The organism is Pseudomonas sp., assembly GCF_035554175.1.
GTDB lineage: Bacteria > Pseudomonadota > Gammaproteobacteria > Pseudomonadales > Pseudomonadaceae > Aquipseudomonas.
Genome location: NZ_DATMIV010000041.1, coordinates 1 through 12,335, shown reverse-complemented (window position 1 = coordinate 12,335; position 12,335 = coordinate 1). Strand labels below are relative to the sequence as shown.

Here is a 12,335-nt window from a genome sequence, read left to right as displayed (position 1 = left end):
CGGCAAGTCTAACCGATGCCACAGGCAATCATCGAACTGATGGCGATCAAGCAGCGGCGTCTGACAGTCGGCTATGTTAAAACGCTGTATCCGCTCAGCCTTGTCCCACAGGATTTCGCATGCCGTTTACCAGCAAACCGCTCTCGGGTCTGAAAGTCATTGAATTGGGTACGTTGATTGCCGGGCCATTCGCCTCGCGCATTTGTGGCGAATTCGGCGCTGAGGTGATCAAGATCGAGTCGCCGGACGGCGGTGACCCCCTGCGCAAGTGGCGCAAATTGTATGAAGGGACGTCCTTGTGGTGGTTCGTCCAGGCGCGCAACAAGAAGTCGCTGACGCTGAACCTCAAGCATCCCGACGGTTTGGCGATTCTGAAAAAACTGCTCGGTGAGGCCGACATCCTCATCGAAAACTTCCGCCCCGGCGTGCTGGAAAAACTCGGCCTGGGTTGGGAAGCCTTGCACGCACTGAATCCGAAACTGGTGATGGTGCGCCTGTCCGGCTTCGGCCAGACCGGACCGATGAAAGACCAACCAGGTTTCGGTGCAGTCGGCGAATCCATGGGCGGCCTGCGTTACATCACCGGTTTCGAGGATCGGCCACCGGTGCGCACCGGGATTTCCATCGGCGACTCGATCGCCGCGTTGTGGGGGGTGATCGGTGCGCTGATGGCGCTGCGTCATCGCGAGGTCAATGGCGGCGTTGGCCAAGTCGTTGATGTCGCGCTGTACGAAGCCATTTTCGCCATGATGGAAAGCATGGTGCCGGAGTTCGATGTCTTCGGTTTCATCCGCGAACGCACCGGCAATATCATGCCAGGCATCACCCCTTCGTCGATCCACACCAGTGCCGACGGCAAGCATGTGCAGATCGGCGCCAATGGCGATGCCATCTTCAAACGTTTCATGCAAGTGATCGGTCGTGAAGACCTGGCCAATGACCCGGCGCTGGCGAGCAATGACGGCCGTGACGGTCGCCGTGACGAGTTGTATGGCGTGATTGATCGCTGGGTCAATTCGTTGCCGCTGCAAACCGTGCTCGACCTGCTCAATCAGGCGCAAGTGCCGGTCAGCCGGATCTTCAGTGCCGAGGACATGTTCAGCGATCCGCAGTACCTGGCCCGGGAAATGTTCCTCCAGGCCAAACTGCCGGACGGCAAGGATTTCAAGATGCCCGGCATCGTACCGAAACTTTCCGACACCCCGGGTTCGTCCGAATGGGTTGGACCGCAGCTTGGCGAACACACTGCGCAGGTGCTTGGTGATCTGGGCTACGACGCGCAGCAGATTGCCCGCTTGCGTGAAGACGGCGCCATTTAAGCTGGCGAGTCGCAGACGTCGGGGCAAACGCCAGGCAAAAAGAAACCCCGAGAAGTGGGGAGACGACTCGGGGTTAAACGTGGTCTGCTTCGAGACCCGTAGCAGCAAGCGACAAGCACCGGAGCACAATGCTTGATCCTGCTGTTATGAGGTCTGACTGACGGGGATGCAGGAAGGTTCCCACAAAAAATATTTCATCTTTACAGCGCCGGACGCTTGTCCAGAGCCGCATTGCGCAGCGCCGCGATGACGCAGGGTTCCAGTCGTCCCTCGGCGATCATTACGTCGCGGTGCAGGCCATCCACCACATCTGTCAGCAAGCGCTTGTCGCTCAACTGGGCCTGATTGAATTCGCGTTCCACCACAATTGCGCCGCTGCTGTTCTTCAGCGTCACCAGACATTCACCATGGCTGCCGCGAGGGGTCAGCGTCACCTGATACGGGCTCAGAGCCTCACCGAGCAATAGACTGATACTTTCCATCTCGATCTCCACTCAATAGTCCGAAAACACAGTGCCTGGGGCGTGTTCACATTAAATGACCACCGGCCCGAGAAGAAAGTTCTGTCCGTCACGTCCCGATCTCGTGGGTCCGCGCCTGTCAGAGCATGCACGGCGAAGATGACAGAAAAATAACCGACGGTTTCAGGCTTCAAGGAGTTCTGCTGGTGAAATCAAGTAGCTGTCCAGCAGCCCTCTCATCAACACCGCCGAGACCGGCGTTTGCAAACGGCCCAGCAGGCGCAGACGTTGTTGGCGGAGCAGCGGCTCGAGGTCATTCAACAGGCTCTGCGCGATCGTGCCCAACAGGATCAGGGCACGCGCCTCACGGTGTGCCGCCAAGTGGTGAATCAGTGCCAGACCATCCCCACCTTTGAGTTGCGGATCGCAAATGGCAATATCGACCGTGCCGCGATGCCCCAGCGAACACAAGGCTGACGCTAACGAAGGCGCGGTCAATACGTCGTAGATGCCGATGGCGTTGAGCATCTGGTGCAACGCCATGAGCTGGAACGGATTGGGTTCAAGAATCAGGACTTTAAGCGAGCGCATGGGCGACCTCTGGAGCGATCATCGCGGACTCTCACCGCAGTTGTCGTTCACTCTAGGGCAGGCGTCTTAAGCCTCCCATCAGAAAAGGAGCCACGTCTTGCAGGACATTTCCCTTCTTTATTGCAGACATCGGCACCCGCTCTCGGCCCGACGCTGGGTGATGTCGGTCCAGCCGCCCAACAAGCCGCGCAATTTACCGTCACCGCTGTAAAACGGCACCGTCCACTGATAGACCTCACGCGGCCCGCCATTGAAAACCAACTGCCGCTTGCTGAAGCGCGACTTGCGGGTTTGCAATTGCGCGATGAATTCGTCGTGGAGCATCCGCGCGGTGGCTTCGGGAAATGCATCGACCTCGATCAGCAGGCGCCCCTGCATCTGGTCCAGACGGACCGACAACGCCTCCTCGTAACTGCGATTGCAGATGATCAGCCGCCCTTGCAGATCCCGGACGAACACCGGATCGGGCATCGAATCGATCAAGGCATGCTGGAAAGCCAATTGATCGCCCAGCTCTTTTTCCGCTTCGCAGCGCAACTTGATCACCGCCGCCAGGCGCCTGCTCCATACCAATGACAGTATTCCGAAAACGCCGATTACCCCCATCGCCCAGCATCCCCACTCGACCAATTGCTGCCAGATCGACGGCACGGGAGCCGGGGAAATGCCTTCCAGCCATTTCAGACGGATCGCCCGTAACTCAGCGGCCGGGAAAGCTTCCAGCGCCTTGTTGAGAATACTCAGCAGCTCTGGCATGCCTTTTCGTACAGCCAGGTGATCGGCTTCCCACTTGCCCTCCACCAAGCCACCGACCTTGAGCATGCCCAATGGATAGAGCTGTGCACCGATTTCATTTTCGATCGTGGCGTAGGCTTCACCACTCTCTACCAGCGCCCGCGCTTCGGCATAGGTTTTCACCGAACGAATTTCTATCGACGGGTAGTCGCGTCGAATCACATCTTCCAGCGCATGCCGGGCCGGCAGCACCACGACGCGTTTCGCCAGTTGTTCGAAAGACTCAACACTCGGCGCACTGGCATGCCCGACGAACACCCAGCCCGCCCCGCCGAACGCATGGCTGAAGTCAAGAAACAGTTTGCGATCATCGCTCATGGCCAAGGTCGTGCTGATGTCGGCGACCCCGCTTTGCAGGCGCTCGAGCATGTGATCGGTTGAAAATGATTCCTGATGCTCGAATTGCAGCCCGGTCATCGCACTGACGCGTTTGAGCACGTCGTTGTTCAGACCGCTCCAGTGTCCGTGCTCGTCCTGAAACAGATACAGCGGGTACTGCACCGACGCCACCGTCACCTTGGGGTTGTCGCGAATCCATTGACGCTCGCGCGCGTCCAGTTCGACAGGCTGCACATGGCCTGACGCATTCGCCTGATCGAGTGCCATCTGCGCTGCCATTGCGCTATGCATCCATCCCTGCACCGCCAACAAAAACAACCAGCCCAGTGCCGGTTTCAAACCTCTGTAAAACAGCATTGCCATTTCCTTCGTGATCGACTCACCCGTCCTTCGTGGGTGAAAACCCGAGCAGTGTGGCAGCAGAAACAAAAAAGCCCGTCAGGAGACGGGCTTCAAAATGTGACAGCTTTTGCGGCTTAAAGCGGCTCGCCGCGGTTGCCATGCTGACTGACAAAGGCTTGCACGGCTTTCAGGTCGTTTGGCAGAACCGTGCAGCGCTCGTTTCGCTCAAACAAATCAGAAAGATGTGTAGGGAGTTCGAGCGCTTTTCCTACACCGGCTTTCTCCACTGCCTCGGGAAACTTGACCGGGTGGGCAGTACCCAGAATCACCATCGGAATGTCCAGGCTGCGACGGCATTCACGCGCAGCCCTGACGCCGATGGCGGTATGCGGATCGAGCACTTCACCGGTCTGCTCGTAAACCTCGGCGATGGTTTCGCAGGTCTGCGCATCGTCCACAGCCAGCGAGTCGAACAGTTTGCGTGCTTCGGTCCAGCGCTCTTGTTCGACGCTGAAGCTGCCGTCCTTTTTGAACGAGTCCATCAGGCCGGCAATCGCTGCACCGTTGCGACCGTGCAGGTCGAACAGCAGGCGTTCGAAGTTCGAAGAGACCATGATGTCCATCGACGGCGACAACGTGGCGTGCAGGGTTTCCTTGACATACTGATTGCCGCTCATGAAGCGGTGCAGGATGTCGTTGCGGTTGGTCGCGACGATCAACTGATTGATCGGCAGGCCCATGTTGCGAGCCAGGTAACCGGCGAAGATATCGCCGAAGTTGCCGGTCGGTACCGAGAACGACACCGAGCGCGCCGGTCCGCCAAGCTGCAGGGAGGCGTGGAAGTAGTAAACGATCTGGGCCATGATTCGCGCCCAGTTGATCGAGTTCACCGCCACCAGACGCGTGCCCTTGAGGAAGCTCTGGTCGGCGAAACTGTTTTTGACCATTTCCTGGCAGTCATCGAAGTTGCCTTCGATGGCGATGTTGTGGATGTTTTCACCAAAGATGGTGGTCATCTGCCGACGCTGCACTTCGGACACTCGCTTGTGCGGGTGCAGGATGAAGATGTCGACGTTCTCGCAATGCTTGCAACCTTCGATGGCGGCCGAGCCGGTATCACCGGACGTGGCACCGACGATCACTACGCGTTCGCCGCGCTTTTCCAGCACGTAATCGAGCAGACGACCGAGCAATTGCAGGGCGAAGTCCTTGAACGCCAGAGTCGGGCCGTGGAACAGCTCCAACACCCATTCGTTACCATTCAACTGACGCAATGGCGCCACGGCACTGTGGGTGAACACACGGTAGGTTTCTTCAAGGATCTTTTTGAAATCGGCATCCGGGATGCTGCCGGTGACGAATGGGCGCATCACGCGGAACGCCAGTTCGTGATATGGCAGACCGGCCCAGGAAGCGATCTCTTCCTGAGTGAAACGTGGCAGGTTTTCCGGGACGTACAGACCGCCGTCGGTTGCCAGACCGGCCAGCAGGACGTCTTCGAAATTCAGGGCCGGGGCCTGGCCGCGAGTACTGATATAACGCATAGGGGCAAACCTTTGGTTTGAGCTGCAAGCGGTAAGCTGCAAGCTACAAGTGAAAAGCGGCTGTGCTTTTACTTGCAGCTTGAAGCTTGAAGCTTGCCGCTGCTTTTAGTTCAAGTGTTCGACGCGGATCCGAACAACCGGACCGTCGACGCCTGCCAGTGCTTCAAGGGCGGTGATCGCATCGTTGATGCGCTGCTCGACCACGCGGTGGGTCAGCAGGATCATCGGCACCAGACCATCATGCTCTTCGACTTCCTTCTGCATGATCGATTCGATATTGATGCCCCGCTCCGACAGGATGCTCGCCACCTGGGCCAGCACGCCCGGATGATCCTTGGCCTGAATGCGCAGGTAGTAAGCGCTTTCGCAGGCTTCAATCGGCAGGATCGGATGCGCCGACAGCGAGTCCGGCTGGAAAGCCAGGTGCGGCACACGGTTTTCCGGGTCGGAGGTCATCGCGCGAACCACGTCCACCAGATCGGCGATCACCGACGAAGCGGTCGGCTCCATGCCAGCGCCGGCGCCGTAGAACAACGTCGAGCCGGCCGCGTCACCATTGACCATCACCGCGTTCATCACGCCGTTGACGTTGGCGATCAGACGATCAGCCGGAATCAGCGTCGGGTGCACGCGCAATTCGATGCCAGCGTCCGTACTGCGCGCCACACCGAGGTGCTTGATGCGATAGCCCAGCGCCTCAGCGTAGTTGACGTCGGCGGTGGTCAGCCTGGTGATGCCTTCGGTGTAAGCCTTGTCGAATTGCAGCGGAATGCCGAAGGCAATGGACGCCAGAATGGTCAGTTTGTGCGCAGCGTCGATGCCTTCTACGTCGAAGGTCGGATCGGCTTCGGCATAACCCAGCGCCTGCGCTTCGGCCAGTACGTCTTCGAACGTACGGCCCTTCTCGCGCATTTCGGTGAGGATGAAATTGCCGGTTCCGTTGATGATCCCGGCGACCCAGTTGATGCGGTTGGCGGACAAGCCTTCGCGGATCGCCTTGATTACCGGAATGCCGCCGGCCACGGCCGCTTCGAAAGCCACGATCACGCCTTTCTCGCGCGCCTTGGCGAAAATCTCATTACCGTGAACGGCTATCAGCGCCTTGTTCGCGGTGACCACATGCTTGCCATTCTCGATGGCCTTGAGTACCAGCTCGCGGGCAACGGTGTAGCCGCCCATCAGCTCTATGACGATGTCGATCTCAGGGTTCGTGGCCACTTCGAAGACATCGTTGGTAATCGCAATACCGGTCGTCTGGAACTGAGGCTTTGGCGTGCGCGTGGCAATTTGTGCCACTTCGATTCCACGCCCGGCACGACGAGCAATTTCCTCGGCGTTGCGCTGAAGTACGTTGAAGGTACCGCTACCGACGGTCCCTAACCCACAGATGCCTACTTTGACCGGATTCACTGTGAACTCCCCATAAAACGGCCGACGCGGGGTCGGCCGGAAAACAACCGCGTGCTCGCGGCTCTCTGTTGATGGCCCGACGCTGTTGCTGCCGGGCCACGATCGTCAGCGGCTGCCCGTGACGATGCGAATTACTTCGCGCCCAGCGCCAGTTTGGCGACTTGTGGCGCAGGCTGGTAGCCCGGAATGACTTGTCCGTCGGCCAAAACGATGGCCGGTGTACCGTTCACGCCGATCGACTGACCAAGGGCAAATTGTTTGGAAACCGGGTTATCGCACTTGGCGGCCTTGATTTCCTTGCCATCTACCATTTTGTCCATGGCGGCTTTCTTGTCCTTCGAGCACCAGACTGCTTGCAGCTGCTCGTCACCCGGCGAATTCAGGCCTTGGCGCGGGAACGCCACGTAGCGCACCTCGATGCCGCGCTTGTTCAGCTCCGGCACTTCGGCGTGCAGTTTGTGGCAGTACGGGCACGTGGTGTCAGTGAACACGGTGATGTGCGATTTGGTCTCGCCCACGGCCGGGTAAACCACGGTTTCAGCAACCGGAATGGCGTTGATCAGTTTGGAAATGCCCAGACGTTCGGTCTTCTCGGTCAGATTGACCGGTTTGCCGTCCTTGAGCTGGAACAGGTAGCCCTGAACGATGTACTGGCCATCGGCGCTGGCGTACAGCACACGGCTGCCTTTGAGTTTGACTTCGTACATGCCCGGCAACGGGCTGGCATTGATGCTCTCGACTGGAACTTCGAGTTCGAGTTTTTCCAGGCTTTGACGAATGGCTTTGTCGGCCGCGTCATCGGCGACGGCAAAGGTGCTCGCCAACGCAATGGCGGCGGCGGCGAAAATCTGGGTCAGACGCATGAGTACTCCTGAGGGCGGGCCAATGGAACGATCAGAACGCCCGTGCGAAACACCGGGTCATAACCGTCCATCGTGCAAACCGGCAAAGCCTAACACATAAGGCCACGAGGGCCGAATGCGCCTGACACAAGACATCGATCTCACTCCGTAGGAGCTGCCGAAGGCTGCGATCTTTTGATTCTGGCTTCTGTAAACGAAAGCAAGATCAAAAGATCGCAGCCTTCGGCAGCTCCTACACAGGGTTTCGTGTTCAGCCGCGAGGATGGTGCTTGGCGTGTAGGTCCTGCAAGCGGGCGCGGGCGACGTGGGTATAGATCTGCGTGGTAGACAGGTCGCTGTGCCCGAGCAACATCTGCACCACACGCAAGTCTGCGCCATGGTTGAGCAGATGCGTGGCAAATGCGTGGCGCAAGGTGTGCGGCGACAGCGATTTGCTGATCCCGGCGACCTTGGCCTGGTGTTTGATGCGATGCCAGAACGTCTGCCGGGTCATCTGCTCGCCGCGCTGACTGGGAAACAGCACATCGCTGGGGCGCCCACCGAGCAATTCGCTACGGCCATCACGCATATAACGCTCGACCCAGACAATCGCCTCCTCGCCCATCGGCACCAGGCGTTCCTTGCTGCCCTTGCCCATCACCCGCAAAACGCCTTGGCGCAGATTGACTTGCTCCAGCGTCAGACTGATCAGCTCGGTGACTCGCAAGCCACAGGCATACAGGACCTCCAGCATGGCCCGGTCCCGCTGGCCGATAGCGTCGCTCAGGTCCGGCGCCTTGAGCAGCGCTTCGACATCTGCCTCCGACAGCGACTTGGGCAGCGGTCGGCCGAGTTGCGGCATGTCGACGCGTAGAGTCGGGTCGACGCTGATCAGTTTTTCCCGCAGCAGATAGCGATAAAAGCCACGCACCCCGGAAAGAAATCTGGCAGTGGAGCGCGGCTTGTAGTTTTGCTCCAGACGCCAGGCCAGGTGGTCGAGGATCAACTCGCGCCCGGCATTGATCAGTTCGAGATTCTTCTCCTGCAACCAGCCGTTGAACAGGGCCAGGTCGCTGCGATAGGCGTCGCGGGTGTTGTCGGACAGGCCTTTCTCAAGCCACAAAGCGTCGAGGAATTGATCAATCAGCGGATGGTCGATGGCAGGCATGGGTGCTCAGGGCAGGCAACGTTGCGCGTTTGCGTGCTAATAGACAGCGAACGACAGAATGGGCGCTAGTCTTTCATAGCCGGCCGAATCAAGGAACAGGGAGCCGACACCAATGAGTGGTCTGGTAGGCATCAAGAAATCGCGGGCAACAAAAAAGCAGCCCGTAGGCTGCTTTTTTCTGCATCGGAAGCTGGACTTAAGCCAGTTTTTCCTTGATGCGAGCTGCTTTACCCGACAGGTCGCGCAGGTAGTACAGCTTGGCTTTACGTACGTCACCGCGACGTTTAACAGCCATGCTGTCGATCTGCGGGGAGTAGGTCTGGAAAGTACGTTCTACGCCAACACCGTTGGAGATTTTACGAACGGTGAACGCACTGTTCACGCCGCGGTTACGCTTGGCGATTACAACGCCTTCAAACGCTTGCAGACGGGAACGATCGCCTTCCTTCACTTTCACCTGAACGACAATAGTGTCGCCTGGGGCGAAGGTAGGGATTTCTTTGCTCATCTGCTCTGCTTCGAGTGCAAGGATGATTTTGTTGGTCATGCTGTGCTCCTAAGGTAAATCGTTCGATCTACCATCGATACGTTGTTAACTATCGTCCCGCTCGCGGATGTATTCCTCGAGCAGCTTCTTCTCTTCTCCAGAAAGCGAGCGGCTTTCCAGAAGATCGGCGCGTCGTTCATAGGTCCGACCAAGGGACTGCTGTAAACGCCAACGCCGGATATGCGCGTGATTGCCACTCAGCAACACGTCGGGAACACGCTGATCCGCATACACCTCCGGTCGGGTGTAGTGCGGGCAATCCAGCAGACCATCCGTAAAGGAATCTTCCTCAGCGGAATCCGCATGCCCTAAAGCTCCAGGCAGCAGTCGTGTAACCGCATCGATCAGGACCATGGCCGGCAGCTCGCCGCCAGACAGTACATAGTCGCCAATCGACCACTCTTCATCGACATGAGCCTCAATAAAGCGCTCGTCAATGCCTTCATAGCGGCCGGCAATCAGGATCAATGCATCCGATTGTGCCAGCTCGCGTACCGCCGACTGAGTCAGTTGACGGCCTTGGGGGGACAGGTAAATCACCTTCGCCGCCTCCCCGGCTGCTGCCTTGGCCTGAGCCAGCGCATCTTCCAGGGGCTTGATCTTCATCACCATGCCCGGACCACCGCCAAACGGGCGATCGTCCACAGTGTGATGCCGATCCGTCGTGTAATCTCGCGGATTCCAACAGGTCAGCTGCAAGAGCCCCTGTTTGACCGCACGACTGGTGATGCCGTAATCGCCAATGGCGGAAAACATTTCGGGAAACAGACTGATCACTTCTACGCGCAAGTTAGCCACGTTCAGAAGTCCGCGTCCCAATCCACCTTCATCTCGCCCGCTTCCAGGTCGACGGCCAACACGCATTGCTCGGTATAGGGCAACAGGCGTTCGCGATCATCCAGGCTGCCAGCGCAAGGCTTGACGACCATTACATCATTGGCGCCGGTTTCCAGAAGATGATCGATCTTCCCGAGCAATTGCCCAAGAGTGTCGATGACCTTCAGACCTTCAAGCTGGTACCAGTAGTACTCGCCTTCGGTCAATTCAGCGAACAGGTTGCGCGGCACGCAGATCTCATAACCAGCCAGAAGACGAGCTTCTTCACGATCATCGAGACCCTTGAGCTTGGCGACCAGGAACTTGTCGCTCCCGCGTCCACTGACCAGCTCGACCTGTTTGACATTGCCTTCACGCTTGAGCGTCCAGGTTTTGTACTGCAACAGGTTTTCAGTCGGATCAGTAAAGGAATACACCTTCACTTCGCCGCGAACGCCATGAACAGAATAAATTTTGCCAATAACGATCAAATCATCGGCAACAGCAGGCGTCGCGTTCATATTGCTCAGGCCGCAGCCTTGGCAGATTCCTTCAACAACTGAGCAACGCGCTCAGAAGGTTGTGCACCAACGCTCAGCCAGTAGGCAACGCGCTCTTGGTTCACGGACAGACGGATTTCCTGACCACGGGCAACAGGGTTGAAGAAGCCAACCTGTTCTTTGTGGGAGCCGTCACGCGGGTTACGCGAGTCGGTTACGGTCAGGTGGTAAAACGGGCGCTTTTTGGAGCCGCCAAGGGCAAGACGGATTGTTAGCATGTGAACATCGTTCCTGTAGTCGGTGCTGCAAATCTAAATGCACAGCGGGCATGGGTGCCCGAAAGGCCGCATATTCTAAGGAATATCCGGACTTTTGCAAATGCCTTTTTCCGGCGCCCAGGGCATGCCGTGCAGATTTGCATGGAGAGCCGTCGATGAAAACGGCCAGTCAGCTCCCGCCGAGTGCGGGTTTGCTGTTGATCCTGCGTCCTTGCAGGGTCTGCGCCGGTGCGACGACCGGCGCGGATCTTGTGCCCGCCTCACTCATTTCACTCGCCATACATAAGCAGAAATGAGTCAGACGGAACGTCTTACATCTTCGGCATGCCGCCGCCGGGCAACATACCGCCCATGCCGCGCATCATTTTTGCCATACCGCCCTTGGCGGTGAATTTCTTCATCATCTTCTGCATCTGCTTGTGCTGCTTGATCAAGCGGCCGATGTCCTGCACCTGGGTGCCGGAACCCATGGCGATGCGGCGCTTGCGCGAACCGCTGATCAGCTCGGGGTCGCGGCGCTCGGCCGGGGTCATCGAGTTGATGATGGCTTCCATCTGCTTGAATTGCTTCTCTGCGGCATTCTGGGCATTGCCCATCTGCGACAGGTTGACGCCGCCGATGCTTGGCAGTTTGTCCATGAGCCCGCCGAGGCCGCCCATGTTCTTCATCTGTTGCAGCTGATCGCGGAAGTCTTCGAGGTCGAAGCCCTTGCCCTTCTTCAGCTTCTTGGCCAGCTTATCGGCCTTGTCCTTGTCGAGGGTGGCTTCGGCCTGTTCGATCAGGCTGAGCACGTCGCCCATGCCAAGGATCCGCGAGGCGATCCGCTCAGGGTGGAACGGGTCGAGCGCTTCGCTCTTCTCGCCCATACCGATGAACTTGATCGGCTTGCCGGTGATGGCGCGGACCGACAGTGCGGCACCGCCACGGGCATCGCCGTCGACCTTGGTCAGGATCACGCCGGTCAGCGGCAGCGCATCACCGAACGCCTTGGCGGTGTTGGCCGCGTCCTGGCCGGTCATGGCGTCTACCACGAACAGCGTTTCCACGGGCTTGACCGCGGCGTGCAGCGCCTGGATCTCGGCCATCATGTCGGCGTCGATGTGCAGGCGGCCGGCGGTGTCCAGGATGACCACGTCGATGAACTTGAGCTTTGCCTCGCGGATCGCCGCCTCGGCGATGGCCACAGGCTTCTGGCTGATGTCGGACGGGAAGAAGGTCACCCCGACATCGTTGGCCAGGGTTTCGAGCTGCTTGATGGCCGCGGGGCGGTATACGTCCGCCGACACCACCATGACCGACTTCTTCTTGCGCTCCTTCAGGAAGCGCGCCAGCTTGGCGGCGGTGGTGGTTTTACCCGCGCCCTGCAGGCCGGCCATGAGCACC

At 58.6% G+C, this 12,335-nt stretch carries 13 protein-coding genes; 1 reads left to right on the top strand and 12 read right to left on the bottom strand.

Annotation, left to right across the window (positions count from 1 at the left end):
- Nucleotides 1–119: 119 nt before the first annotated feature.
- Entirely contained in the window at nt 120–1,319 is a 1,200-nt protein-coding gene (locus VNV36_RS18330; protein ID WP_325719152.1) for a CaiB/BaiF CoA transferase family protein, read from the top strand.
- Between the two features lie 200 nt (nt 1,320–1,519).
- Here VNV36_RS18330 and VNV36_RS18325 read toward each other — a convergent pair whose 3' ends face one another.
- From VNV36_RS18325 to VNV36_RS18270, 12 genes are all read right to left on the bottom strand, one after another.
- Nucleotides 1,520–1,801, bottom strand: coding sequence for a DUF3509 domain-containing protein (locus VNV36_RS18325; protein WP_016771530.1), 282 nt, complete (start codon nt 1,799–1,801; stop codon nt 1,520–1,522).
- A 162-nt stretch (nt 1,802–1,963) separates the two neighbouring features.
- Entirely contained in the window at nt 1,964–2,371 is a 408-nt protein-coding gene (locus VNV36_RS18320) for a response regulator (RefSeq protein WP_325719150.1), read from the bottom strand.
- A 117-nt stretch (nt 2,372–2,488) separates the two neighbouring features.
- Entirely contained in the window at nt 2,489–3,862 is a 1,374-nt protein-coding gene (locus VNV36_RS18315) for a transporter substrate-binding domain-containing protein (RefSeq protein WP_325719148.1), read from the bottom strand.
- A gap of 119 nt (nt 3,863–3,981) precedes the next feature.
- Nucleotides 3,982–5,391 carry a threonine synthase gene (thrC, locus tag VNV36_RS18310; RefSeq protein ID WP_325719146.1) on the bottom strand — a complete coding sequence of 470 codons (1,410 nt, stop codon included), beginning with the start codon at nt 5,389–5,391 and terminating at the stop codon, nt 3,982–3,984.
- Between the two features lie 105 nt (nt 5,392–5,496).
- Nucleotides 5,497–6,801 carry a homoserine dehydrogenase gene (locus VNV36_RS18305; RefSeq protein WP_325719145.1) on the bottom strand — a complete coding sequence of 435 codons (1,305 nt, stop codon included), beginning with the start codon at nt 6,799–6,801 and terminating at the stop codon, nt 5,497–5,499.
- Nucleotides 6,802–6,932: 131 nt separating this feature from the next.
- On the bottom strand, nt 6,933–7,664 hold the full coding sequence (gene dsbC, locus VNV36_RS18300; RefSeq protein ID WP_325719143.1) for a bifunctional protein-disulfide isomerase/oxidoreductase DsbC: 732 nt from the start codon (nt 7,662–7,664) through the stop codon (nt 6,933–6,935).
- A gap of 250 nt (nt 7,665–7,914) precedes the next feature.
- Nucleotides 7,915–8,811: a site-specific tyrosine recombinase XerD gene (gene xerD / locus VNV36_RS18295; protein ID WP_129999851.1), complete on the bottom strand. Its 897-nt coding sequence runs from the start codon at nt 8,809–8,811 to the stop codon at nt 7,915–7,917.
- 196 nt (nt 8,812–9,007) lie between these two features.
- Nucleotides 9,008–9,358 carry a 50S ribosomal protein L19 gene (gene rplS / locus VNV36_RS18290; protein ID WP_041478196.1) on the bottom strand — a complete coding sequence of 117 codons (351 nt, stop codon included), beginning with the start codon at nt 9,356–9,358 and terminating at the stop codon, nt 9,008–9,010.
- A 45-nt stretch (nt 9,359–9,403) separates the two neighbouring features.
- Nucleotides 9,404–10,156 carry a tRNA (guanosine(37)-N1)-methyltransferase TrmD gene (trmD, locus tag VNV36_RS18285; protein ID WP_038860625.1) on the bottom strand — a complete coding sequence of 251 codons (753 nt, stop codon included), beginning with the start codon at nt 10,154–10,156 and terminating at the stop codon, nt 9,404–9,406.
- A 2-nt stretch (nt 10,157–10,158) separates the two neighbouring features.
- Complete coding sequence (gene rimM / locus VNV36_RS18280) at nt 10,159–10,695, bottom strand: ribosome maturation factor RimM (RefSeq protein ID WP_325719138.1); 537 nt, start codon at nt 10,693–10,695, stop codon at nt 10,159–10,161.
- A gap of 5 nt (nt 10,696–10,700) precedes the next feature.
- Nucleotides 10,701–10,952 (bottom strand): 30S ribosomal protein S16, encoded by a 252-nt coding sequence (rpsP, locus tag VNV36_RS18275; protein WP_003185073.1) that lies wholly within the window; start codon nt 10,950–10,952, stop codon nt 10,701–10,703.
- Between the two features lie 311 nt (nt 10,953–11,263).
- A partial coding sequence (locus VNV36_RS18270) for a signal recognition particle protein (protein WP_325719137.1) occupies nt 11,264–12,335 on the bottom strand: 1,072 nt, incomplete at its 5' end.